At 72.3% G+C, this 23,783-nt stretch carries 26 protein-coding genes; 12 read left to right on the top strand and 14 right to left on the bottom strand.

The window, feature by feature from the left end; translation table 11 throughout:
- Positions 1-2: 2 nt before the first annotated feature.
- The gene (locus ABGB18_RS24995; RefSeq protein ID WP_347698011.1) at positions 3-1,235 is read left to right on the top strand and encodes a cytochrome P450; all 1,233 of its coding nucleotides are present in this window, start codon (positions 3-5) and stop codon (positions 1,233-1,235) included.
- A 99-nt stretch (positions 1,236-1,334) separates the two neighbouring features.
- Here the strand turns inward: ABGB18_RS24995 and ABGB18_RS24990 are convergent, their stop codons facing one another.
- Positions 1,335-1,973 carry a TetR family transcriptional regulator gene (locus tag ABGB18_RS24990; protein ID WP_347698010.1) on the bottom strand — a complete coding sequence of 213 codons (639 nt, stop codon included), beginning with the start codon at positions 1,971-1,973 and terminating at the stop codon, positions 1,335-1,337.
- A gap of 241 nt (positions 1,974-2,214) precedes the next feature.
- On the opposite strand from ABGB18_RS24990, the gene manA reads away from it, so the two are divergent.
- Entirely contained in the window at positions 2,215-3,396 is a 1,182-nt protein-coding gene (gene manA / locus ABGB18_RS24985) for a mannose-6-phosphate isomerase, class I (RefSeq protein WP_347698009.1), read from the top strand.
- A 139-nt stretch (positions 3,397-3,535) separates the two neighbouring features.
- On the opposite strand, the gene ABGB18_RS24980 is transcribed toward manA, so the two are convergent.
- Positions 3,536-5,284, bottom strand: a complete 1,749-nt coding sequence (locus tag ABGB18_RS24980; protein ID WP_347698008.1) for an FAD-dependent oxidoreductase — start codon at positions 5,282-5,284, stop codon at positions 3,536-3,538.
- A 93-nt stretch (positions 5,285-5,377) separates the two neighbouring features.
- Between ABGB18_RS24980 and ABGB18_RS24975 the strand changes: the two genes are divergently transcribed.
- The 3 genes from ABGB18_RS24975 to ABGB18_RS24965 all read left to right on the top strand — a co-directional run bounded on the left by ABGB18_RS24975 (position 5,378) and on the right by ABGB18_RS24965 (position 6,743).
- The gene (locus ABGB18_RS24975) at positions 5,378-5,959 is read left to right on the top strand and encodes an XRE family transcriptional regulator (RefSeq protein WP_347698007.1); all 582 of its coding nucleotides are present in this window, start codon (positions 5,378-5,380) and stop codon (positions 5,957-5,959) included.
- 137 nt (positions 5,960-6,096) lie between these two features.
- Positions 6,097-6,453 carry a hypothetical protein gene (locus tag ABGB18_RS24970; RefSeq protein ID WP_347698006.1) on the top strand — a complete coding sequence of 119 codons (357 nt, stop codon included), beginning with the start codon at positions 6,097-6,099 and terminating at the stop codon, positions 6,451-6,453.
- Positions 6,378-6,743, top strand: coding sequence for a hypothetical protein (locus ABGB18_RS24965; RefSeq protein WP_347698005.1), 366 nt, complete (start codon positions 6,378-6,380; stop codon positions 6,741-6,743). The genes ABGB18_RS24970 and ABGB18_RS24965 overlap by 76 nt, the downstream gene beginning before the upstream one ends.
- Here the strand turns inward: ABGB18_RS24965 and ABGB18_RS24960 are convergent.
- From ABGB18_RS24960 to ABGB18_RS24945, 4 genes are all read right to left on the bottom strand, one after another.
- On the bottom strand, positions 6,728-7,615 hold the full coding sequence (locus ABGB18_RS24960; protein ID WP_347698004.1) for an ABC transporter permease: 888 nt from the start codon (positions 7,613-7,615) through the stop codon (positions 6,728-6,730). The genes ABGB18_RS24965 and ABGB18_RS24960 overlap by 16 nt on opposite strands.
- An 88-nt stretch (positions 7,616-7,703) precedes the next feature.
- Complete coding sequence (locus ABGB18_RS24955) at positions 7,704-7,982, bottom strand: hypothetical protein (RefSeq protein WP_347698003.1); 279 nt, start codon at positions 7,980-7,982, stop codon at positions 7,704-7,706.
- A 23-nt stretch (positions 7,983-8,005) separates the two neighbouring features.
- The gene (locus ABGB18_RS24950) at positions 8,006-8,899 is read right to left on the bottom strand and encodes a LysR substrate-binding domain-containing protein (RefSeq protein WP_347698002.1); all 894 of its coding nucleotides are present in this window, start codon (positions 8,897-8,899) and stop codon (positions 8,006-8,008) included.
- Between the two features lie 42 nt (positions 8,900-8,941).
- On the bottom strand, positions 8,942-9,757 hold the full coding sequence (locus ABGB18_RS24945) for a hypothetical protein (RefSeq protein WP_347698001.1): 816 nt from the start codon (positions 9,755-9,757) through the stop codon (positions 8,942-8,944).
- A gap of 126 nt (positions 9,758-9,883) precedes the next feature.
- Here ABGB18_RS24945 and ABGB18_RS24940 point away from each other — a divergent pair, with 126 nt between their 5' ends.
- Together ABGB18_RS24940 and ABGB18_RS24935 are read left to right on the top strand one after the other, a co-directional pair.
- Positions 9,884-10,654, top strand: a complete 771-nt coding sequence (locus tag ABGB18_RS24940; protein ID WP_347698000.1) for an HAD-IA family hydrolase — start codon at positions 9,884-9,886, stop codon at positions 10,652-10,654.
- The gene (locus tag ABGB18_RS24935; RefSeq protein ID WP_347697999.1) at positions 10,651-13,557 is read left to right on the top strand and encodes a pyridoxamine 5'-phosphate oxidase family protein; all 2,907 of its coding nucleotides are present in this window, start codon (positions 10,651-10,653) and stop codon (positions 13,555-13,557) included. The genes ABGB18_RS24940 and ABGB18_RS24935 overlap by 4 nt, the downstream gene beginning before the upstream one ends.
- A gap of 3 nt (positions 13,558-13,560) precedes the next feature.
- Here the strand turns inward: ABGB18_RS24935 and ABGB18_RS24930 are convergent, their stop codons facing one another.
- From ABGB18_RS24930 to ABGB18_RS24910, 5 genes are all read right to left on the bottom strand, one after another.
- Positions 13,561-14,688: an esterase-like activity of phytase family protein gene (locus tag ABGB18_RS24930; RefSeq protein WP_347697998.1), complete on the bottom strand. Its 1,128-nt coding sequence runs from the start codon at positions 14,686-14,688 to the stop codon at positions 13,561-13,563.
- A gap of 176 nt (positions 14,689-14,864) precedes the next feature.
- Entirely contained in the window at positions 14,865-15,659 is a 795-nt protein-coding gene (locus tag ABGB18_RS24925) for a putative protein N(5)-glutamine methyltransferase (protein WP_347697997.1), read from the bottom strand.
- A gap of 156 nt (positions 15,660-15,815) precedes the next feature.
- Entirely contained in the window at positions 15,816-16,313 is a 498-nt protein-coding gene (locus ABGB18_RS24920) for an ATP-binding protein (protein WP_347697996.1), read from the bottom strand.
- Positions 16,314-16,532: 219 nt separating this feature from the next.
- Complete coding sequence (locus tag ABGB18_RS24915) at positions 16,533-16,916, bottom strand: response regulator transcription factor (RefSeq protein ID WP_347697995.1); 384 nt, start codon at positions 16,914-16,916, stop codon at positions 16,533-16,535.
- 122 nt (positions 16,917-17,038) lie between these two features.
- Entirely contained in the window at positions 17,039-17,716 is a 678-nt protein-coding gene (locus ABGB18_RS24910) for a response regulator transcription factor (protein ID WP_347697994.1), read from the bottom strand.
- Between the two features lie 311 nt (positions 17,717-18,027).
- Between ABGB18_RS24910 and ABGB18_RS24905 the strand changes: the two genes are divergently transcribed.
- Complete coding sequence (locus ABGB18_RS24905) at positions 18,028-18,228, top strand: hypothetical protein (protein ID WP_347697993.1); 201 nt, start codon at positions 18,028-18,030, stop codon at positions 18,226-18,228.
- A gap of 5 nt (positions 18,229-18,233) precedes the next feature.
- On the top strand, positions 18,234-18,827 hold the full coding sequence (locus ABGB18_RS24900; RefSeq protein WP_347697992.1) for a hypothetical protein: 594 nt from the start codon (positions 18,234-18,236) through the stop codon (positions 18,825-18,827).
- 285 nt (positions 18,828-19,112) lie between these two features.
- Here ABGB18_RS24900 and ABGB18_RS24895 read toward each other — a convergent pair whose 3' ends face one another.
- A complete protein-coding gene (locus tag ABGB18_RS24895; RefSeq protein ID WP_347697991.1) occupies positions 19,113-19,322 on the bottom strand; it encodes a hypothetical protein in 210 nt (69 codons plus the stop codon).
- A gap of 184 nt (positions 19,323-19,506) precedes the next feature.
- Entirely contained in the window at positions 19,507-20,025 is a 519-nt protein-coding gene (locus tag ABGB18_RS24890) for an FBP domain-containing protein (RefSeq protein WP_347697990.1), read from the bottom strand.
- 327 nt (positions 20,026-20,352) lie between these two features.
- Between ABGB18_RS24890 and ABGB18_RS24885 the strand changes: the two genes are divergently transcribed.
- From ABGB18_RS24885 to ABGB18_RS24875, 3 genes are all read left to right on the top strand, one after another.
- On the top strand, positions 20,353-20,868 hold the full coding sequence (locus ABGB18_RS24885; RefSeq protein WP_347697989.1) for a pyridoxamine 5'-phosphate oxidase family protein: 516 nt from the start codon (positions 20,353-20,355) through the stop codon (positions 20,866-20,868).
- Between the two features lie 63 nt (positions 20,869-20,931).
- Positions 20,932-21,402: an Rrf2 family transcriptional regulator gene (locus ABGB18_RS24880; RefSeq protein ID WP_347697988.1), complete on the top strand. Its 471-nt coding sequence runs from the start codon at positions 20,932-20,934 to the stop codon at positions 21,400-21,402.
- A gap of 204 nt (positions 21,403-21,606) precedes the next feature.
- Positions 21,607-22,806, top strand: coding sequence for an MFS transporter (locus ABGB18_RS24875; RefSeq protein WP_347697987.1), 1,200 nt, complete (start codon positions 21,607-21,609; stop codon positions 22,804-22,806).
- A gap of 25 nt (positions 22,807-22,831) precedes the next feature.
- Here the strand turns inward: ABGB18_RS24875 and ABGB18_RS24870 are convergent, their stop codons facing one another.
- Complete coding sequence (locus tag ABGB18_RS24870) at positions 22,832-23,725, bottom strand: pentapeptide repeat-containing protein (protein WP_347697986.1); 894 nt, start codon at positions 23,723-23,725, stop codon at positions 22,832-22,834.
- Between the last annotated feature and the right edge of the window lie 58 nt (positions 23,726-23,783).

Genomic DNA, 23,783 nt, shown 5'->3' with positions numbered 1-23,783 from the left:
CCATGACAGAACACCACCCGGCCGACGGCCGTTTCGTCCTCGACCCCGCCACCGGCGACCTGCACGGCGACAACCGCCGGCTGCGCGAGGCGGGCCCGCTGGTGCCCGTGACGGCCGAAGGCGTGCCGGCCTGGGCCGCGACCCAGTACTCGACGCTGCTGACCGTCCTGACCCACCCGTGCCTGTCCAGGGAGATCCGCTACTGGGCGGCCCGGGACGAGCTGCCGCCGGGCACCGCCATCGACCGCATCGTCACGGACACCTCCATGCTGAACGCCGAGGGGGAGGAGCACCGGCGGCTGCGTACCGCGGTGGCCGGCGCGTTCACGGCACGCCGGCTGGAGGCGCTGCGCCCGAAGATCGAGGCGCTCACCGGCAGGCTGATCGACCGGCTCGCGGACATGCCGCCCGACCAGCCGGTGGACATGCGCAAGGAGTTCGCCTACCCGCTGCCGCGCGAGGTCATCTCCGAGCTGATCGGCATCCCGCAGGCTTACCAGGACGAGCTGCACGAGCTCAGCGACGCGGTGGCCCAGGTGGGCGGCAGCCTCGACGACACGCCCGCGCTGCGCAAGGCGCTGCACGAGCTGCTCGGCCGGATCATCGACGAGCGGCGGGACACGCCGGGCGAGGACCTGATCACCGACCTGTTCCGGCTGCGCGAGCGGGACGGCGGGCGGCTGTCCATCGAGGAGCTGTTCGCCACGATCGAGCTGCTGTTCATCGCCGGGCACGTGACCACGGTCAACCTCATCACCAACGCCATCGGCGCCCTGCTCAACGTGCCGGGCCAGCTCGACCTGCTGCGCTCGGGCAAGTGCCCGTTCAGCGCGGCGGTGGAGGAGACGCTGCGCTGGGACTCGCCGATCGCCTACTTCCCGATGCGGTACGCCGTACGCGACGTCGAGATCGACGGCGTGCACCTGCGGGCCGGCGAGCCGGTGCTGGCCTGCTTCGCCTCGGCCGGCCGCGACCCGGGCCAGTACGGCCCGACCGCCCACGTCTTCGACCTGTCCGACCCGCCGGCCTCGCACCTGTCGTTCGGGCACGGGCCGCACTTCTGCCTCGGCGCGCCGCTGGCCCGGCTGGAGGCCGAGGTGGCGCTGGCGGCGCTGTTCGCGGCGTTCCCGGAGATCGCACCCGCCGCCAGACCCGAGGACCTGGCCCCGCTGGACACCTTGCTGGGCAACAGCTACCGCAGCATGCCGGTCTTCCTCGGCCCGCGCGCCCGCTGAGCCGTTCTGTCCCGTGAGGCTGGGCCCGCGGCCGGCGGTTGGCAGGCCGTACAGCGCAACGCGACCGCGGCCGAGCACCGCACCCGCTCGGCCGCCTGGCTAGCCGCCGGCTCGGGTGGCCTGGCCTCGGTCGATCGCCGCGCGGATGGCGGCGGCGTCCTCCGGTGACATCAGGGGATGGGAGTAGATGTCCAGAATCGCCCGCAGCAGCGTGGCCTCACCCTCCGGGGAACGCACGTCCACCCCAAGCCCGCGCGAGACATGCGGCTCCAGGACCGCGACCGACAGCGCCATCGCGGCGATCAAGGTCGAGCGGGCCCTGGCATCGACCGTGGGCGGCTCAGGCCGGCTCTTGTCGGCCTCCGCCAGCCACCGCTCACCGATCCCGACCATGTCGTCGAACAGCGGCGCCGCCCATCCCTCGGTCAGCGCCCTGCCCAGGTAACGCTGGTAGGGGCCCATGACCGCGACGGGGTTGGGCACGCCGTGCGGCGCGCTCGCGACCTGCTCGTGCATCCGGCGGATCACCTTGATCAGGTGGGCGTCGCAGGCCTCACGCAGTGCCTGCTTCGAGCCGAAGTGGTGCCGTACGAGGCCGAGGGAGACCCCGGCGGTCTCGGCGATCCCCCGGATCGTGGCCCGCTCGAAGCCGTATTCACCGAAGTGCCACAACGCCGCGTCCCTGATCCGCGCACGAGCCGTCAGGTCTTCGGGATCCGGTACGGTTGTCACGCGCATCCTGTTCCGTATAGCCACCTGTTCCACCGACGAGCTTACTATACCCACGTATAGCCCCCACCATCCCTCGGCCCTCCCTCCGGCTCAGCAGCCGTGAGGCCCCCACCATGGTCCGCTGAGCACGCCGGCAGCATCCCTTGGGGTCAGCGCCGCAGGGGTGGAGTGCTTCTGTTGGGGGGACGGCTTCGCGGGATGGGTGGGGGCGGTCTAGGCTCCTCTCACCACGATTGGAGTTCACACCGTGCCGCAGATCGCCGCGCCCATGCGCCTGGCCACCGCCGTCCGCCCCTACGACTGGGGCTCGGTGACCGCGCTGCCGGAGCTGTTCGGCACCGAGCCCACCGGCCGGCCGCAGGCCGAGCTCTGGATGGGCGCGCATCCTGGCGACCCCTCGTCGGTCGACGGCGTTCCGCTCGACCAGATCATCGCCCGTGACCCGGCGGGCACGCTGGGTGAGCGGGTGGCGGCCCGGTTCGGGCCGGTGCTGCCGTACCTGCTGAAGGTGCTGGCCATCGAACGGCCGCTGTCGCTGCAGGTCCATCCCACCAGCGCGCAGGCCGCGGCCGGGTTCGCCGAGGAGAGCGCTCGGGGCGTCCCGCTGGACGACTTCGCGCGCACGTACAAGGACGCCTCGCACAAGCCCGAGATGGTCTGCGCGATCACCCCCTTTCACGGGCTGTGCGGGTTCCGCGAGCCCGCCGCCACCGCCGCCCTCCTCGAACGCCTCGGCCTGCCGGACCTGCGGCCGTGGATCGACACGCTCCGGACACAGGAGCCCGGGGCCGCGTTGCGGACCGTGTTCGCCTCGATCTTCGATGACGCCTCGCGCCCGCTCCTGGCCCAGGTCGAGCAGGCCCTGCTCGGGCAGGAGGGTGGTGACGGCCTCGGCGTGTACGCCGGCATCGCCCGTGCCTGCCCCGGTGACCCGGGCGTGGTGGCCGCGCTCCTGCTCCACCACGTCAACCTGCTCCCCGGTGAGGCCCTCTATCTCGGCGCCGGTGTCCCGCACGCCTACCTCGGCGGTATCGGGGTCGAGATCATGGCCAACTCGGACAACGTCCTGCGTTGCGGGCTCACCACCAAGCACATCGACGTGCCGGAGCTGATGCGCGTCGTGGACTTCACCCCGGGCGATCCGTTCCTGGTCCGGTCCGAGCGGGACGTGCCGGGCGAGCACCACTACCGGCCGCCCGCCCCCGAGTTCGCGCTGACCCGCTACGACCTGAGTGAGGGGAGCCCGCACACGATCCCGGGCGGGGATCCGCAGATCGTGGTCTGCATCGAGGGCGAGGCGCGGCTCGGCACCGGGTCGTTGACGTTGCGTCCGGGCGAGTCGGCGTTCATCCCGGCCGCGGCACCCACGACCTCGCTCACCGGCAAGGGCACCACCTACCGCGCCCTGCCCTCATCACCACCGTCCTGATGAACGCTGTCCGCAGGTCGCCCACTGCCCGGCGGTCACCACCGTGACCGCCCCCTGGCCGTCGCCGTCCGGACCGCCGTCACCGCTGTGACCGCCACCCGGTCTGCCCGATTCTCGCCTGCGGGCCGAGCGGTCGTGGTCAGGGGAGCCTGCGGAGCTTGAGGACGTTGTCGGTGCGGGTGCCGGGGTGGCCGTCGGGGGCGTTGTGGGTGCGTTCGTACTCCTCGCTGCGCAGCACCTCCCACTCCCCCTCCAGCAGGTCAAGGGCGTCGAGCACGTCCTGCGGGGTGGGGAAGTACACGCCGGGGATCGGGGGCTCGTGCTCCCACGAGGGCCAGCCCGCGTGGCCGGTGACGAGCAGCACCCCGCCCGGGGCGACGGCCGCGGCGGCCTCGCGGAGGATGCTGTCGCGTGGCATGTCGACCGGGGAGTGCAGGAAGGAGGCGGAGACGAGGTCGAAGGTGCCGCCGGGGAACGACGTGCCGAGGTCGTGGCGCTGCCAGTCGATGCGGTCCTCGACCCCGGCGATTTTGGCCTGCGCGGCGGCGCGGCCGAGGGCGACGCCGGAGATGTCGGCGGCGGTGACCCGCCATCCGCGCCGGGCGAGCCAGATCGCGTCGGCGCCCTCGCCGCATCCCAGGTCCAAGGCCGTGCCCGGAGCCAGGTCTGTGGCCTCGCGGACCAGCATGACGTTGGGGTTCCCGCTCCAGATCTGCGCCTTCTCGGAGTAGCGGGCGTCCCAGAACTCCTCCTCCGACCCCGACGGCCGCGCGGAGCCATCCGTGGGAGAGCCGCCGTGGTGCGGGTGCCCCGGTGAGGGGTGGGTGGAGTGCGGGTGCTCCGAGGAGGAGTCGACGGAGTGCTCCGGGGAGGAGTTGGCGGGGTGCGGGGGCTCCGGCGCCCGGCGTGGCTGGTCTGGGTGTTCGGATGCGGAGCGGGCGCGGTGGGCCCTGACGGCGGCGCGGGTTTCCGCGGCGATCAGGTCGGCGTTGATGGCGGCTCCCGCGCGTACGCCTGCCGCCGCCGCCCCGATGACCTGTTCGGTCAGGTTGGTCACGTTCCCGGCCACCCACACCCCCGGCACGCTCGTCGCGCCCGACGGGTCCGCGGGGGCGCTCGTGCCGACGGCGTGGCCGCCCATCTCCTGCTCCTCCGCCTTCAGGCCCAAGTCCGCCAGGACACCGGCGCGGGCGTTCAGACGGGTGGCGACCGCGAGGGCCCGGCGGGGGATCTCCCGCCCGTCGGCCAGGTGCACGCCGGTGAGCCTGCCGCCGTCCGCGGCCAGCCCGCTCACCCGGCCCTCCACCACGGTGACGCCCCTGGCGGCGAGCTGCTCGCGCTCGTCCGCGGACAACTCTGGCGCGGTGTGGAGGAAGAGGGTCACGTCGTCGCTCCACTGCCGCCGCAGCAGCGCCTGGTGCACGGCGAGCGGGCCGGTGCCGAGGACGCCGATCGCCTGGTCGCGTACCTCCCAGCCGTGGCAGTACGGGCAGTGCAGCACGGCGCTCCCCCACAGCCCGGCCAGCCCCGGCACCTCCGGCAGCTCGTCCACCAGGCCGGTGGCGACCAGCAGCCGGGCGGCCTCGACCGCCGGCCCGTCCGCCAGCACGACCCGGAACCCGCCGTCCGGCAGCCGCTCGGCGGTCGTGACGGTGCCCGTGACGATCTCGCCGCCGTACCCGCGTACCTCCTCGCGGCCGGCGGCCAGCAGCTCCTGCGGCGGCGTCCCCTCGCGGCCGAGGTAGACGTGCACGCCGTCCGCCGGGGCGTTGCGCGGCCGCCCGGAGTCGACCACCAGCACCCTGCGGCGCGCCCTGCCCAGCGTGAGCGCGCCGCTCAGCCCGGCGGCGCCGCCCCCGATCACCACCACGTCGTATCTCGCGTCCATCGCGAATCTCCTCTCGTTTCCCACCGAGGGGCCACTGTCCGCGACGAGCCGCCGATTTGACAAACATCCTTGCCGAAATGGCAATGTGGGCGCATGGACGACCTCGACGAAGTGCTCCACGCGGTCGGCCCCCGGCTGCGGGCATTGCGGCTGGAGCGCGGCGCGACCCTGGCACAGCTCTCCAAGAGCACCGGCATCTCCGTCAGCACCCTGTCGCGCCTGGAGGCGGGGCAGCGCAAACCGACCCTGGAGCTGCTGCTCCCGCTGGCCCGGGCGCACCAGGTCCAGCTCGACGAGCTGATCGACGCGCCGGTGACCGGCGATCCCCGGGTGCACATGCGGCCGATCAAGCGCGCCGGCATGACGTACATCCCGCTGAGCCGCCGCCCCGGCGGGATGCAGGCGTACAAGCAGATCTACCCGCCGCACTGGCCGGGCTACGAGCCGGAGCAGCAGGTGCACGAGGGCTACGAGTGGCTTTATGTCCTGTCCGGGCGGTTGCGCCTGCTGCTCGGGCCGCATGACGTGGTGCTGACGGCGGGCGAGGTGGCCGAGTTCGACACGCGTACGCCGCACGCCTTCGTCAATCCCGACGCCGAGCCGTCCGAGGTGCTGGCCCTCTTCGGGCCGCAGGGCGAGCGGCTGCACGTCCGCGCCAGGCCCGCGGCCAAGTGAGCGCAAGATGACGGAAATTTCCCCCGTGGCTGTCGAATCCCCCAGCTCCCGGTTGTCGCTGTTCTAGAAGAGCCCGAGACGAGCGAAACGGAGGCCGATGACATGTCCCGGCGGTTCGAGGTTGTGGGGGTGGCGTGATGGCCCGGTACGCGGTGCTGCTGTACGAGCGGGTGCCGCCGGAGGACCTGCCCGAGGAGGTGATGCAGGCGCATCTGCGGATGCCTGAGCGGGTGGCCGAGCTCGGCGGGCGGATCGTCATGGGGCTGGCCCTGGAGCAGCCTGAGACGGCCACCGCGATCCGCGGCGACCTGGTGACCGACGGGCCGTTCATCGAGACGAAGGAAGTGCTCGGGGGCCCTTCGTCATCGAGGCCCGCGATCTCGACCACGCCCTGGCCCTGGACACGGCGGAGGAGGCGGTGCAGGAGGCCTACGTCCAGGCGTTGCGTACGTGGCCGCGGGACGGGGTGCCCGCACGGACCGGCGCGTGGCTGACCACGGCCGCGCGGCGCAACGCGCTCAACGTGCTGCACCGCCGCAAGACGCTGGAACGGAAGCTGCCGCTGCTGCTGGAGCCGGAGGAGGCCGAGATGCCCGAGCCCGACACCGCCATCCCCGACGACCGGCTGCGGCTGATCTTCACCTGCTGCCATCCGGCGCTCTCCCCCGAGGCCCGCGTCGCGCTCACGCTGCGACTGGTGTGCGGGGTGGCGACGCCGGACATCGCGCGGGCGCCGCCGGACCGGTGGCTGGCCGACACGCGAGCAGGTCATCCCCGGCCGTAGCGGTCCTCGGCCCGCCAGAAGTACCAGAACCCCAGCGCCATCGTGACCACCGCCCACCCCAGGCACGACATCCACACCAGCTGCGGCGGCGTGTGGGTGGTGATCAGGATGTCCCGCATCCACTCGATGTAGGAGGCCGCCGGATTCAGGTACATCACGGTCGCCACCCACTCAGGCAACCCCGCGCTGCCGACGACCTTGGCCTGGATCGCGAAGAACACCCCGGAGGCGTACAGCCAGGTCCGCATGATGAACGGCAGCAACTGGTTCAGGTCCCGCAGCGTGGACCCCACCCGCGCCAGGATCAGCCCCGCACCGACGTTGAACATCGTCTGCAACAGCAGCACCATCGGGATCATCAGCCAGAACCAGTTCGGCGCCTCCCCGGTGAACAGCACGATGACCAGCAGCACCCCCATGGAGATGAGGAGTTGCTGCAGCTCCTGGATCGTGTACGCCAGCGGCAACGAGGCCCGCGGGAAGTGCAGGGCGCGGATCAGCGACAGGTTCCCGGAGATCGACTTGGCCCCGGCGGTGACCGTCCGCTGCGTGTAGGTGAAGACGAACATCCCGGTGAGCAGGAATCCCACGTAGTTGTCGATCCCGTGGCTGCCGCCCAGGATCAGCCCGAACATCACGTAGTAGATCCCGGCGTTCAGCAATGGCGTGAGCACCTGCCAGAGCTGCCCCAGCGCCGATCCGGAATATCGCGAAACATTCCGCGAAGAGGCATATGTCAGGATAAAGTGTCGTCGCTCCCAGAGCTGCCGCACGTACACGGGGAGCCGCGGCCGCGCGATGGCGGGCCGGAGCCCGTATTTCTTGGCGAGCTCGGCCAGTGACTCCGGCGAACCGCTCTCCACTTGGCTCATTCATCACCTCGATGTCCATTCACGATCTTTCCCCGCCGCAGGGTACGTCGGTCCAGTCTTGGCGGGGAGTGTCGCGGAGTCGAGCGTTTCACCGGAGATAGGGCAGAAGCGCCTCGTCCACGGCCTCCCGCAGCGCGTCGGCGAGCCGTTCCTCGCCGGTCAGCGCCCACAGGACCAGCACCCCGTTGTACGTTACCTGGACGGCCCGGGCAAGCCGCCCGGCCGCCACCTCACCCGTCAGCTCCCCGGCCGCCACCGCCTCCGCCGGCAGGGCCGCGATCTCGTCGCGTACGTGCCCGGCGTGCCCGATCGCGCGGGCGACGGCCCGCAGGATCTCCTCGTCGCTGGTGGTGCGCGGCCTGCCCATGGTCCCCCTCCGACGGCTCGCGACTAGCCTGCCAGGTCGGGCAGACGACGGCGGGCATGCTCGATGAACGCCCTGGCGGCCGGGCTCTTCGGCCCGCTCTCCCGCCAGATCAGGCCCATCCGGCCGCGCATGACCGGCCCGGTGATGGCCAGCACGCCCAGCTCGGACCCGGCCCCGGCCACCGCCGACTCGGGCAGGACCGCCACGCCCAGCCCCCGCCCGGCGAGCCGGCCCGCCACCTGCGGCTCACTGGCCTCGAACGCCACGTGCGGCCCGAACCCCGCCTGCGCGCACATCTCCTCCAGCGCGGTCCGCAGCCCGGTGCCGACGGGCAGGGAGATCAGCGGCAGGTCGCGCAGCTCAGCCACCGTGACCGAGTCGCGGGCGGCCAGCGCGTGCCCGCGATGCACGGCCACCACGAGCGCCTGGTCCACGACGACCTGCACCTCCACCCCGGCCGGCAGCCGGCCGCCGAGCCCCAGGAGGCCGAGATCCAGCCGCCCGCTCTGGACGCCGCCGAGCAGCGCCTCCGGATTGGTCTCCACGAGGGAGATCTCCACGGACGGGTGCCGTTCGTGGAAATCCGCCAGCATGCCGGGCAGGTCGAGCACCGACGGCGCGGAAACGCCGCCCATCACGACGCGGCCGCGCAGCAACCCGGTGAACTCGTCCACCACCAGCCGCATCCCGTCCACCGCCGCCAGCGCCGCCCGCGCGTAAGGCAGCACGGCCTCGCCCACCGCCGTCAGCCGCACCGCCCGCCCCGACCGGTCGAACAGCTCCTCCCCCATCTCCCGCTCAAGCTGGCGGATCTGCGCGCTCACGCCGGGCTGCGCCACGTGCAACCGGGCCGCCGCCCGGGTGAAGCCCGCCTCCTCGGCTACGGCCACGAAGTATTCGAGCTGCCGCAACTCCATAACCAGGCATGCTAACAGCCGCCCAGTTCATGCTCACCGCTTCTAGCCGGTCACGCCGGTCACCGCGAAGCGCTCCACCGCGGCGACATGACCGCCGGTGGAGACCACGACGGTCAGCGTCCGTCCCGGCGCGGCCCGGAAGGTGACCTGGCCCGACCAGGGCGCGTTCTCCCCGCCCGCGCTCACACAGCACGACTCGCCCAGCGGCTCGGCCGTGCCCGGCCGGCGCACCTGGACCCGGACGCTCTCGTCCACGCCCGTGATGCGCCCGCCCACGGTCAGCGGCGAGTTCACCGCCGCGCCGTATCCCGGCCGGGTGAGGGAGAACGACGTGTCGTCCGTCCCGACCACCTCCCACGGCGCGTCGCCGCCGGAGCCGTATCTGACGAGGTGGACGACGGCCGCGACCAGCGGCTGGGAGCCCTCCTCCGGGGTGGCGCCGACGTGCACCCGCGCGTGCCGACCCTCCCGCACGGTCTTGACGGCCTGGTCGATCTCGGTGAAGCCGAGGTAGCCGCGGGTGAAGGTGAGCGCGGTACGGGCCGGATCCAGCCGCCACGCCTCCCGGCCGTCCGCGCGGTGAGCCCGCTGCCAGCCCGCCGCCTCCTCCGGCCCGGAGAACGGCCACAGCGGCTGGTATCGCCCGGCCACCAGCACCCCTTCCGGCCGGGGGCTGGGCGTCGCCGGCCACGTCACCGACGCGGTCGGCGGGGCGGCGGGCTCGCCGGGTGGGTCGGCCACCCCGGGCGGGGACGTCACAGTCGCCGTGCTCCCCTGCCTCGCCTCGTTGCCGCACCCCGCGACGATCAGCCCGACCCCGATCAGCAGTGGCACCACACGCCCGCCGACTCGTCCCATTGGCACCTCCCGGCCTCACCAAGAGACTTACCCGCCCCACGCCGACCCCCTTCACGAAAAGAACGCCCAGCTCAGCGAGTACGGCGGCACAGGGCTGGGCAGCGCGTGCGCGGGTAGCTTGCAGACATGGCCACCTTCGACCTGACCAGGCTCCGGGCGGTCGCCTTCGACGCCGACGGCGTGGTCACCGACACCGCACGGGTGCACGCCGCCGCGTGGAAGCACGTCTTCGACGCCTTCCTGCGCGGCCGCTCGGCACCGTTCGACATCCGGGACGACTACCTGCGGCACGTGGACGGCCGGCCTGCGCTGGACGGAGTGCGTACGTTCCTCGCCTCGCGCGGCCTCTCCCTGCCCGAGGGCGGCCCGGACGACGTGCCGGGAGCGGCGACCGTGCACGGGCTGGGCCTGGCCAAGGACGTCCTGTTCGCGCAGCAGATCGAGCAGCACCAGGTGGCCGCCTTCCCCACCACCGTCGATCTGCTGCACGAGCTGCGGCGGCGCGGCTGCCGTACCGCGGTCGTGTCGGCCGGCCGGCACTGCCGTGCCGTCGTGTCGGCGGCGGGCGTGCTGCACCTGTTCGACGTGCTGGTGGACGGCGTCGACGCCGCCGAGCTGGGCCTGCCGGGCAAACCCGATCCCGCGCTGCTGCTGGAGGCCGCGCGCCGCCTGGCGCTGCCCGCCGTCGAGGTCGCGGTCGTGGACGACGCGCTCCCGGGCGTCGAGGCCGGCCGCCGGGGCGGCTTCGGGCTGGTCGTCGCCGTGGCCAGAAGCGCCTCCAGGAGCACGTCCGCGGTCGTCAGCGAGCGGCGGCTGCTGGCCACCGGGGCCGACGTCGTCGTCCGGGACCTGGCCGAGATGAGCGTCACCGGGCGCGTGCCCGTGGGGCGACGATGAACGACGTCTGGCGGCTCGCCTACGACGGCTTCGACCCGGAAGGAGAAGGCCTGCGCGAGGCCCTGTGCACCCTGGGCAACGGCCGGTTCGCCACCCGCGGCGCCACGCCCGACGGCCGGCCGCGCACCCCGGGCACCTACGTGGCCGGCTGTTACGACCGCCTCGACTCCGTCGTCGCCGGACACACCACCACCAACGAGGACATCGTCAACCTGCCCGACTGGCTGCCCCTCACGTGCGCCACGCCGGGATCCGACTGGTTCCGCCCGGAGCACGCCGACCTGCTGCACTACCACCACGAGCTCGACCTGCGCCACGGCGTCCTGGTGCGCGACCTGAGCTGGCGCGACGGCGCCGGCCGGATCACCCGCTCCCGGCAGCGCCGCCTGGTCTCCATGGCCGACCCCTACCTGGCCGCCCTGGAGACCACCTTCACCGCCGAAAACTGGGCAGGCCCCCTCCGCGTCCACGCCGCCCTGGAGGGCCGGGTCGCCAACCGCGGCGTGGCCCGCTATCGAGACCTGCGCGGCGACCACCTCACCTGCCACGCAACCGGCTCGGAGGACGACCTGGCCTGGCTGACCGCCGTCACCCGCTGCTCCCACATCACCGTCGCGCTGGCCGCCAGGATCGACACCGACGGCCCGCCCGCCCGGCCGTCCCTCGCGGCCGACCACATCACCTCCGACCACGTCCTCGACCTGGCCAGGGGCCGGCCGGCCCGGCTCACCAAGATCGTCGCGCTGACGACTTCGCGCGATCACGCCAGCCACGACGCCCGCTCGGCGGCGCTGCGCCACGTACGCCGGGCGCCCCGCTTCGAGGACCTGCTGGCCCGCCACGAGAGCGCCTGGGACCGCCTGTGGCGACGCGCCCGCCTCGACGTGACCGACCCCGAGCTGTCGCGCCACCTCCACCTGCACATCTTCCACCTGCTGCAGACCCTCTCCCCGCACACCGCCGACCTCGACGTGGGGGTGCCCGCCCGCGGCCTGCACGGCGAGGCGTACCGAGGGCACGTGTTCTGGGACGAGCTGTTCGTCCAGCCCTGGCTCGACCTGCGCTTCCCGGAGATCTCACTCGGCCTGCTGCGCTACCGCTGGCGCCGCCTGCCGGAAGCCAGGGACGCCGCCAGGGCGGCCGGATACGACGGCGCGATGTTCCCCTGGCAGAGCGGCAGCGACGGCCGCGAGGAGACCCAGACCCTGCACCTCAACCCGGTCTCGGGCCGCTGGATCCCCGACCACTCCCGCCTGCAGCGGCACGTCGGCCTGGCCATCGCCTACAACATCTGGCACCACTACCTGGCCACCGGCTCCATGCCACCGTGGTGCGCCGAGCTGCTGCTCGACATCGCCAGGTGCTTCGCCTCGATGGCCGTCCCGCACCAGGGCCGGTACGAGATCCGCGGCGTCATGGGCCCCGACGAATATCACGACGGCTATCCCGGCGCGCCCGCCCCCGGCCTGGCCAACAACGCCTACACCAACATCATGACCGTCTGGCTCCTCATGCGCGCCCGCGACACCGCCGCCCTGGCCCCGCACCTCGCGCCCACCGCCGCCGAGCTGGAGCGCTGGGACGACATCAGCCGCCGCCTGCGGGTCGACTTCCACGACGGCGTCATCAGCCAGTTCACCGGCTACGCCGACCTGCGCGAGCTCGACTGGGACCGCTATCGCGGGGTGCGCCGGCTCGACCGCGCGCTCGAGGCCGAGGGCGACGACGTCCGCCGCTACAAGGCCTCCAAGCAGGCCGACACCCTCATGCTCTGCTACCTGCTGACCGGCGCCGAGCTGACCGCCATCCTCCACCGTCTCGGCTACCCCGCCGAGCCCGGCCTGATCCCCCGGACGATCTCGTACTACCTCGAACGCACCAGCCACGGCTCCACCCTGAGCGCCGTCGTGCACGCCTGGGTCCTGGCCCGCTCCAACCGGACCCGGTCCTGGGACTTCTTCACCGAGGCCCTGCGCAGCGACCTCCACGATGTCCAGGGCGGCACCACCGCCGAGGGCATCCACCTGGGCGCCATGGGCGGGACGCTCGCCCTCCTCCAGAGCTGCTACCTGGGCCTCGAAGTCCAGCGGGACGGGTTCCGGCTGGACCCCCTGGTGCCCGGACGCCTCGGCCTGCTGTCCATGCCGATCCGCTGCCACGGGCGTCAGGTCTACATCGACGCCGACGACCGCGTGGCGCGGGTCAACGGCACCGCACGCCGCTGCTACACACGAGGAGAAGCGATCATGACTGGCACCGGAGATCTGGGCCGCCGCATCATCCACCACCGCGAACGCCTCGGGCTGACCCGGGAACAGGTCGCCGAGCGTGCCGGCATGTCGGCGGGCTACGTCACCTACCTGGAGGAGAACGCCGACACCCTGGACACCGGCGCCCTCTACCGTCTCGCCGACGCCCTGCGCACCACGGTCGACGACCTGCTGGGCGGCGGCCAGGACCGGCCGCCGGGGCACGGCCCCGCCACGTCCCACCCGACTCTGGAGATCCTGCCCCAGGACGAGTGCCTGCGGCTGATCGAGCCCGGCGGGATCGGGCGGGTGGCCTTCAACAGCGCGCTCGGATGTGTCGTGCTGCCGGTCAACTACAAGATGCACCAAGGCACGGTGATCTTCCGCACCGCCTCGGGCGGCCCGATGGACCAGGACCTGCGCACCGGCCTCAAGGGCGTGGACATCAAGATCGCGTTCGAGATCGACATGATCGACGAGCCCAAGCGCGAGGGCTGGAGTGTCCTGGTGCACGGCGCCGCCCACCACGTGCCGCCCGAGGAGATGGACGAGGTGGCCGGCTGCGGCGTCACGCCGTGGGCGGGCGGCGAGCGTCAGCTCTACATCCGCCTCGTGCCCTGCCAGATCACCGGCCGCCGCATCCACGGCATGTGAGCCCTACCGGCAGCCCGACACGCCGAACACCATCAACTGGGTCGCCTCGCTCTGGTCGAAGTTGTCGTCCGAGCCGATCACCAGCGTGCACTCGCCGCCGGGCAGCCGCGGCCCCCAGGCGAGACTTTCCAGGTTCTGCACCGGCGGGCGGAACGAGCCGAGATCGTAGACCAGGCGCTTGGTCACCGGCCGGTACGACTCCCCGGCGGCCAGCCCGTTCATGCTCAGCACGTTCGTGGCGGAGCTCAGGTCGATCTCGTAGAGCCGCACCCGATAGCCGACGCCCTCCATCCAGGCCCGCTCCAGGGCCAGGAAGCGGGACCCCTCGATGGGCAGGATCTCCGACACCCCCGTGTCGGCCATCCCGTTCGCCGGGACCGGCGCGATCGGCAACGGGTCCAGCGGGTAGGCGTACTGGGCGCGCAGGGCACCCTGGCGGCTCCACACGGTCAGCCGCGCGGGCGCGCCCCGCCGCACCGTCGGGAGGCGCCCGTCCTCGTACCGCGGACCCTCCGTCACGGCGGTGATCGTGCGCTCGGTGACGGCCAGCCCCTCGAAGCCGAAGTTACGCCGCGGCCCGCTCTCGCCGTCGGTCAGCCGCAGGTTCTGCGGCAACCGCAACTCGCTGACCTGCCGCCCCTGCAGGTTCATCCCGCGCACGGCCGAGGCCGAGACCGGGATGTCGGGGTTGGCGGTGTCCGGCCGGTCGCCCTCGTCCCCCCACAGCAGCCGCTCGCCCCACCGGTCGAACCTGATCGACTCCGGGTCGGCCGACTGCGTCTGGCCGTAGCCGGGGAACGCCGTCCCGTCGGAGCGGGTGAGCGTGGTGACCCCGGTCAGCCGCACCCCGGTGAACGCCCCGGTCTCCCGGTCGATGTCGAGCCTGCCGGTGTAGTAGCGGGCCGGGTTGTATCGCCACCGGTCGTCGGAGATGAAGTACCACGTGCCGGTGCGCGGGTCCCGGTCGACTCCCGAGATGCCGCCCACGGTGGTGCCCCCGAACATCATCTTGTGCGGTATCCGCTGCTCCCCCAGGAACCGGGTGATCCGCACCGGCTCCCGCGGCTCCGCCGCCGACACCGGCTGGGTGAGGCCCACCGACGACACCGCGAAAGCGACGGAAATCGCCATTAGTTTCCGCGTACGACTCATTCATTCCCCCGAATTCATCGGTCCGCCGACCGAACCGACGGGGAAATGAAACCGCGAATCCCGAGCGAAGTCCACGCACATTCAACCGCACGTCGTCGCAGAAAAGGGGCTAGTCCCCAGAATTCTCACCGGAGACCAGCCCTTTACAATGTAGATCAGGAGGTTCGGGTGCCGATCACGGCGGTGGCGTCCCGCTCGTCGCTGACCTCCGCTCGCGCGACCAGCCCGGCCTCGGCGACGGCCCGGACGGTCGCCTCCGCCTGCCGTTCGCTGGTCTCCACCAGCAGGTGGCCGCCGGGCGCCAGCCACTCCGACGCCCCGGCGATCACCCGGCGCACCACGTCGAGCCCGTCGCCGCCGCCGTCGAGCGCCAGGCGCGGCTCGTGCAGCCGGGCCTCGGGCGGCAACAGCCCGATCGACTGCGATGGCACGTAAGGAGGGCTGGCGATCAGGATCTCCACCAGGCCGCGCAACGAGGCGGGCAGCGGGTCGTACAGGTCGCCCTCGTAGACGCGGCCGGCGGGCAGGTTGCGCCGGGCGCAGCGCACGGCGACCGGGTCGAGGTCGGCGGCGTGCAACTCGGCCCGGCCGAGCCGGGCGGCCAGCGCCAGCCCCATCGCGCCCGTGCCGCAGCACATGTCGAGCACGACCGGCGCCCCCGCGGCCTCGCGGGCCAGCGCGGCGGCCCGCTGCACCAGGAACTCGGTACGCGGCCGGGGCACGAACACCCCCGGGTCCACGGCCACCCGCAACCCGCAGAACTCCGCCCAGCCCACGACGTGCTCCAAGGGCTCGCCGGCGACCCGGTGCCCGATCATGGCCTCGAGCTCGGCGGCCGTGTGCGCGCTGGACAGGAGCAGCCGCGCCTCGTCCTCGGCGAAGACGCATCCGGCGGCCCGGAGCCTGGCGGCGACGGAGGCAGCGGATACAGATGATGAGAAAACCGACATGGGGAGCCTTTCGGAAACGCCGATGGGCGCTCCCGCGGTCACCTAGTCCCGGTGGGCCGTCCGTACGGCTGCTGGACGGGAGCACCCAGCCTGACAAGCGGTAATGGGTCTCACCTCCCTGGGACGATCTTTGGCATCACAGTAGCAGAACCATCCTCATTTTCCGCAGGGGGGCGTCCCCTGCGCGGTGCCGGCCGGGATCTCGCCGTGCAGGTGCACCCCGGCGCCCGGGCTCGTGTCGATGGTGAGGGTCCCGCCGATGGCGCCCAGGCGGTCGTACATGTTGGTGATCCCGTGCCCGGAGCGGATCCGCTCGGGGCTGCTGCCGTCGCCGTCGTCGCGGAAGTCGAAGGACAGCCCGCCCTCGTCGCGCAGGTCGATGGTGACCGTGGCCTTCTCCCCCGCGTGCTTGATGGCGTTCTGCATCGCCTCCAGCAGGCAGAAGTAGATGTTGATCTCGATCTCCGGCGGGTAGCGGCCGATCCCGGCCGCGCGTACGGTCGTCCGCAGCGGGCTGTGCTGGGCCACCGCGCGCAGCGCCGTCTCCAGCCCGTACTGCGCGAGTTGCGGCGGGTAGATGCCGTGCGCCAGGTCGCGCAGCTCGGCGCTGGCCTCCTGCAGATCCGCCGAGAGCCGGTCGAGCAGCGGGCCCACCTGGTCGGGCCGGCCGGGATGGCCCTGACCAGGAACCCGGCCATGATCAGCAGCAGTGCGATGATCACGAAGAGCCAGTCGTCGCGCACGGTCGTGAGCCTCAGGACCGTCAGCCAGGCGGCGGCGACCACGACGCCGACCAGGTCGGCCTGGATGTAAGTACGCAGGCGCTCCCATTCGGGCGCGCCGATTTCGATGATCTCATGCCCCCTAAGCCGGCTAGAGCTGCACGTGCCCCCCGTCGCTCCACAACGCCTCCAGTTCGTCGGGCCCGAAGCGGTCCTTGTGCCGATATTGAGCGCCCATCACCATCGCGTCCCTGGGCAGGTCCTCGGTGTTGTTGACCGACAGCAACACCACCAGGACGTCGGGATACCAGCACCTGATCTGCCGCGCCGCCTCCAGTCCCCCCATGCCCGGCATGTTCACGTCCATCAGCACCATGCCGACGGTGTGATGCGCCAGGAACCCGAGCGCCTCCTCACCGCTGGCGGCCTCCCCCGCCAGCTCGAACCCGTCGGCCACGGCGATCACGCCGGCCACCGCCCGGCGGAACGACGGCAGGTCGTCCACCACCAGAACGCGCACGAGTTCTTGCTCCACAGGCAGATGGTCGCATCCGAGCGCCGATCTGTCGGTGGTGCCACCATCACTATCCGCGGCCCTCTTCCGGGTGCCCTCCCCCGGCTCAGTCCCCTGGCATGATCCCCCGCCCCCGTCCGTCGCTACTTCCCCGTGGAATGCGAGTCCAGGAACATCAGGACCGCCTTGACCCTGCGGTTGGTGTCGCGGTCCCCGCGCAGGCCGAGCTTGAGGAAGATCGAGTTGATGTACTTCTCCACCGCGCGTTCCGTGACGCCGAACCCGGCCGCGATCGCCAGGTTCGACCTGCCCGCGGCCACCTCGCCCAGGGTCTCCCGCTCGCGCGGCGTGAGCTGCGCCAGCGCGCCCCCCTCGTCGCGGGCCTTGGCCGACACCAGCGAGTCGACCACCACGGAGTCGATGAACGACCCGCCGGAGGCCACCGTGCGCACCGCGGAGACGAGCTCGCCGGGGGCGGCGATGCGCTCCTTGAGCAGGTAGCCGCGTCTGCTGCTGCCCTGCGCGATGAGCGCCAGCAGGTAGCCGGGGTCGAGAAACTGCGACAGCACCAGGACGGCGATCTCCGGGTGCGTCTGACGCAATGCCGTGGCCGCCCGGATGCCCTCGTCGGTCAGGGTCGGCGGCATGCGGATGTCCGTGACGACCACGTCGGGCTCGTCCGTGGTGACAGAGTCCATCAACGCGTCGTAGCCGGAGCAGACGCCGATGACCTCGAGGCCGTCCTCGGCACCCACCAGCGCCTGGATGCCCGTCCGCACCAGGAGATTGTCGTCGGCGATCACGATCCGGAGCGACCTCACCACCAAACCGTAGCCCTCCGCCGGAACACACTCAATATCCGCAGGTCGGCCCCCGGGGACACCACCGCGCCGGTGCGGAAAACCGAACCCCGAACTCGGAAGCCAGCATTATGGGATTTTTGGTGGGCTGGGGAGGAAACTGAGTACGGCAGGGGAATTCAGCGGACCCGGCACGACGGCCGGGACGACGCGAACGGGGAAGTACGCCGGAAACGGCACAGTCCATGGGAGCGATAACGCACTTCAACTGAGGCGACAATGGAGGGGAAGTGGCGGCCGAAATGTTCCACGTCACCAGGCGCGTATCACGAATGACGGCATGGGTCGGCGAACTCGTCACCCGCGCCGACCACGCGTTGTGCGCGAAGCAGGACGAGCGGGCCCGCCGGCATGGATGGACGGTCACCAAGACGGGCTTCGGCGCGCGGCGCTACCGCGACCCGCGCTTCGACGCCCTCAGTGCGGCCCGGGTGGCCGAGCGGGCCCCCGTGAGCTCAGGTACCTGGAGTTGATCGCCATGACCACACGTAACCTGCGACACAATCCGTACGCGCCGGTCGAGAGCCTGTTCGTGGCCCCTCGGCCGGGCGTCCTCGTCACGCTCTGGCGCTGGCGCACCGAGCTCGCGCTGGCCGCGCTGGCGGCCGGCGCGGCGGCGGTGATGACGGCGGCCGCGGGGCAGGGCTCGTGGTGGGCGCTGTTCGCGCTCGCGGGGACCGTCTCCGTGCCCGCCACGGTGCCCGCCGGGCGGAAATGGATGAGCCGCCACTTCTGGTGCCTGTATTCCCGGCACCGGTTGCAGCGGGTCTTCCTGGAGACGCCCATGCACACCCGGCGGGGTCGAATTCCGCTGATCGCCTGGATTACTCCGACGGAACGCGGGGAAAAGGCTTTCCTGGTGCTTCGGGCCGGGATTTGCGCCGATGACCTGGAGGCGTTCGGCGGCGAAATAGCGGCGGCCTGCAGCGCTTCTTCCGTCCGTGTTTCCCGGCATCCGAGGCGGGCGCAGTTCGCCACGGTGGAGATCGTGCGGCGGGGCGAACTGGCCGGGGATGAGCCGTGGGGCGGCCTCACGGACACGGCGCGGCCGATCGAGAGGCTGGCCGGATAGCACGACGGCGACTCACGGGCATGGAGGCTCACGCCACCCGAGCCTCCATGCCCGTCCCTGGTCTCAGACCGCCCGCCACCAGACCGGGCCATGGGAAGTCTGAGACCCCTGCCACCCGGGCGGAGGGCGGTCCCGCCCGGGTGGCAGGCACGCCGGCGGTACGGGCGCGGGGGTCAGGCGTGCCGGGCGGCCCCCAGGCGACGATCTTGCCTACCCCCCCGCCCCTTACCGCGGAACGAGCGGCATGGCCGGTCGGCGGGCTTGCCGATGCGTGCCACCGGTGTCTCAGCCGCCCAGCGTCACGGGCAGCGACGGCAGGCGCCACATGCCCGGGCCGGGGCTCTGCCTGGCCTCACCGGCGAGCGCCAGGCCGGGGAAGCGGCGCAGCAGCGTGCCGAGGGCGCCACCCCTGACCTGCGCCGGCACCACCACTCGCGCGCTCAGGCGTAACACCACTGCGTGCCACCGCACGGCATAGGGCGAGCTGATGCGCATCTGTTCGCATCTGATGGAACCGCGGGGCGGGGATGGGCTGTCCAAGTGATGGGCGACGTTCACGCCGGTGCCCCACCGCCCGAAGGTCGCCTGGCTGCGACCGGGTGTCGCGGCGGCGAGCCGGCTGACGCCGCGTACGGCCCTTCCCGTCCGCTGGCGCGCGCTGGACGTCGCCCCCCGCCAGCTACGGCGTGGCCGCCGCCACGTTGTCCTCCCGTACGCGGCCCAGGAAGCCGTCCAGGTTGGTCACGGCCCGCGCGACACGCTCCTCGACGGTGAGCGACTCGAACCGCTCGCCGCGCTCGGTCTGCTTCTTGCCGCGCACATAGAGCGAACAGGCCAGGTCGGCGCACATGTAGAGGCCGACCGTGTTGCCCTGGCGGCCGGCGGCGCCGACCCTCGGTGCGGTGAACAGGGCCACACCGGTGCCCGCGTGCGGGGTCACGCACACCGAGCAGAGGGTGGACTTGGCGGAACTCCTGCGTACGTCCTGCGACAGGCGCAGCGCGACACCCACCGGCCCGCCGTCGCGCTCGGCCACCAGATAGGCGCGCTCGGGCGCCCCCGGATCACGCCACCCCAGGAAGTCGAGGTCGGACCACGGGGTAGCGGCCAGGTCGCGCGGCAGGCTGAGCCTGCGGGCCTCACCCTTGGAGCAGTTGATGAAGGAAGTACGGATATCGTGTTCGGAAATGGGGTTCATAGTGAAGTCTCCTGCCTAGGCCAACTAGTCCAAACCTAGGATCCTTAGACACCCCCACGCAAACCATTTTCCCTAGAGGGCCGTCGGCACGTTACCCACCGGCGGGAGATCGGACTCAGGCGGTGCGGTTGCGGATGATCTCCTCGACGATCGGCCGGAGCGTGTCGCGGGCGGGTTCGAGGGTGACACCTGCCGCGTTAACACACATCTATGGGGAAATCACGACACAAGGTGTCGGGTTTTGCGTCGAGTGTGGTTCCCCCGGCCGGCGTCGATGGCCGACACGGACCGGGGGCCACGGACGAACACGAACAGACAAGGACCGCGATGCGCGAAACATCAGAAGAGCTCGCAGAGCTCCAGACCCTCCTCGATGCCTCCCTCGCCCGCTCCACCTCCCACCTTCGCTCGATCATCACCGGCAGCACCCTGACGGCGGAGCGACTCACCCGGATCCTGACCGGCATGTGCACGCTCTCCCTGTCCACCGTGACGGCGAAGGGCGAGCCGCGGATCAGCGGTGTGGACGGGCACTTCCTCCATGGCAAGTGGCATTTCGGTACGGCACGCAATGCCGCCAAGGCCCGCCACCTCGCCGCCCGCCCCGCCGCCAGCGCCGCGCACATGCGCGGGGAGGATCTGGGCGTCTTCACGCACGGCACGGTGGAGATCCTCAACCCCCAGGGTGGCGAGCCGGCCCCGGACTGGCCGGAACTGCTCGCGTACTTCAAGGACTTCTACGGCGCCGCCGCCTTCGACTGGGAGCACGACGTGATCTACTTCCGGCTGCACCCGCACTGGATGACCGTCTACGCCCCCGATGCCGCGAAGTCCCAGTCCTGATCGCAGGCGTGCCGCCAGGGGGCTCCGTTCCGCCCCGGAATGGGGATGTGTAGTATCCCCTTTATGCAAATGGGCGAAGGGGTCGAGTGGGGGCTGCACTGCTGTGTGACCCTGGGCTGGCTCAAGGACGAGGGGCCGGTGTCGATCCGCAGGCTCGCCGCCTGGTTCGACCTGCCCCAGGAATACCTGAAGAAGCGGCTCCAGGCCCTGACCAGGGCCGGGATCCTCGCCTCGACCCCGGGCGCGGGGGGCGGCTTCTCCCTGGCCAGGCCGCCCGATCAGATCACCATCATGGACGTGGTGACCGCGGTCGAGGGGCCCGCCGAGGCGTTCCAGTGCGCCGAGATCCGGCAGCGCGGCACCGGGGCCGAGGGGGCGACGTTCCGCGGCCCGTGCGGGATCTCCGTGGCGATGCGGCGCGCCGAGCTGGCCTGGCGGCGGGAGCTCGCCGGGCAGACCATCGCAGACCTCATGGACGGCTCGCCTCAGGCGGGTGAGCGCACCCGCCGCAACTACGCCCGCCGGAGCGGTTGATCACCGCCCCTCACCGCCCCCCGGCGTCGCCATGAGCTGATCACACCGTCCCTCACCCCCGCCCCCGGGGTCGTCATGAACTGACCACACCGCCCCCCACCACCACTCCCCCGGTGTCGTCATGGAGCTGACGACACCGCCCCTCGCCCCACATTGTCACGCTTTTTCACCACACGCCCGCGCATATTCACGAAAGGAAAGGGGATGTCTCCTATCCCTGTTAGGACGCTCGTCCTGGGGCTCGGCACATTCGCGGTGGGCACCGACGCCTACGTGGTGGCCGGGTTCCTGCCCGCGATGGCCCGGTCGCTGCACGTCTCCGAGGGCGTCGCCGGGCAGTCGGCCACCGCGTTCGCCCTGGCCTACGCCGTGCTCTCCCCCCTCCTGGCCACGTTCACCGCCCGGGTGCCGCGGCGCGCCCTGCTGACCGCCGCGCTCCTCGTGCTCGCGGTGGCCAACCTGGGCTCGGCGCTCGCGCCCGACTACGCGCTGCTGATGGCCGGCAGGGTGCTGGCCGCCGCCGGGGCCGCCGCCTTCACCCCCGGCGCCAGCGCCGTGGCCGCGTCCCTGGCCGCTCCCGGGCAGCGGGCCCGCGCGCTGGCCGTGGTGGTCGGCGGGCTGACCGTGGCCACCGCGCTGGGCGTGCCGCTGGGCAACCTCGCCGACCGGATCCTGGACTGGCGTACCGCGCTCGGCCTGGTCGCCGCGCTCTGCGCGCTGTGCGCCGCCGGCGTGCTGGCCGTCCTGCCCCGGCTGCCCGGCAACCCGAGCGTGCCGCTGCGCACCCGGCTCGCCGCCCTCCGCCGGCCGGGTGTCCTGGCGGTGCTGCCGCTGACCCTGCTCGGGATGATGTCCGGCTACGGTCTGTACGCCTTCGCCGTTCCCCTCCTGCACGCGCTGGGTGCCGCGCCGGAGACCGAGATGTGGCTGCTCTTCCTCTACGGCGTGGGCGCCGTCGTCAGCAACATGGTGGCGGGCAGCGCCGCCGACCGCTACGGGCCGGTCCGGGTGCTGACGGTCGGGTACGCGGCGCTCACCCTCACGCTGGGCGCCTTCGCCTGGGCCACCGGCGCGGGGGCGCACTGGCTGCCGCTGGCCGCGCTGCTCATGGCGGCCTGGGGCGCGAGCACCTGGTTCCAGACTCCGGCCCAGCAACTGCGGCTGATCTCCGCCGCGCCCCAGGAGACCGCCGTGGTCGTCGGGTTGAACGGTTCCGCCCTCTACCTCGGCATCGCGCTGGGCACGGGCCTCGGCGGGCTGCTCCTGCCCGTGGGCGCGCCGGCCGCCCTGGGCGCGAGCGCGGTGCTCGCCCTGTTGTGCCTGCTCTACCTGGCCGCCACGCGCCGGGCGGGCGCGGGCGAGCACTCCCCCGGCAGCCCGGCCCTGGCACCGGTCCGGCGCTGAGGCCTGCTTGAGGGCGGGGCGCCTGTCAGCGGCGGCGGCGGCCCGCACTGCCGCGAGCGCCCGGCGCCGCCCGGCCGGCGGCTCGCGGTGCCGGGCCGGTGGGGGCGGCGGGCCAGTGGCCCGGGCGGGTGAGGAGGTCGGGCAGGCGGGTGGTGGCGTCGCCCTTGGCGGAGTTCACCTGGAGCTGGGTCAGGAAGATGGCGCCGGTGAGGTCGGCGCCCGACAGGTCGGCGCCCCTGAGGTCGGCCCCGATCAGATCCGCCCGCCGCAGGTCCGCGTCGCGCAGGTCGGCCCCGATCAGGTACGCCCCCCGCAGGTCGGCCGCCCGCAGGTCCGCGCCCCGCAGCCGGGCCCCGATCAGGTCCGCTCCCCGGCGGTCCCGGCCCTTGTGCCCGGCCCGCGCCAGCTCGCTCGCGCGCACCAGCAGGCCCCTGACCCCGTCCCGGTGCGCGGCGACGTCCAGTTTCTCCAGCACGTCGGCGCTCTCCCGGGTGAGCCGCTCGGTCTCGGCGACCGCCTCCCGCACCTCGGCGTGGATCGGCTCGGCGGCCTCCAGGTCCAGCGCCTGCGCCAGATACCACAGCAGCTCGTGCAACTGCCGCACGACCGGGAACACCGCGAACATCTGCCCGGCCGTGCCCGGCTCCTCGCGCCAGCTCCGGCCACCGTACGTGACCTGCGAGACCTTCTGCCCCGCCCCGAAACAGTCGTAGACCGTGCACCCCGGGTAGCCGCGCCGCCTGAGCTGCTCGTGGACGGAGCAGCGGAAGTCCTCGCCCAGGTGGTGGCAGGGCTGCCCGGCGTCCTTGTCGGCGGCGAAGTCGGCCGAGGCCGAGAACGGCAGCGCGACGCAGCACAATCCGAAGCAGCTCTCGCAGTCGGACAGCAGGCCGAGCTCGCGGGGGTTCGTTCCGGGCAACGTGCTGGTCTCCTCGGCGGATGGCGGGGGGTGGATCTGAACAAGCGTACTCAAGGAT

Origin of the sequence: Nonomuraea sp. B12E4 (genome assembly GCF_039871825.1) — a bacterium.
Lineage (GTDB): Bacteria > Actinomycetota > Actinomycetes > Streptosporangiales > Streptosporangiaceae > Nonomuraea.
This window is presented reverse-complemented; position numbering and strand designations above follow the sequence as displayed.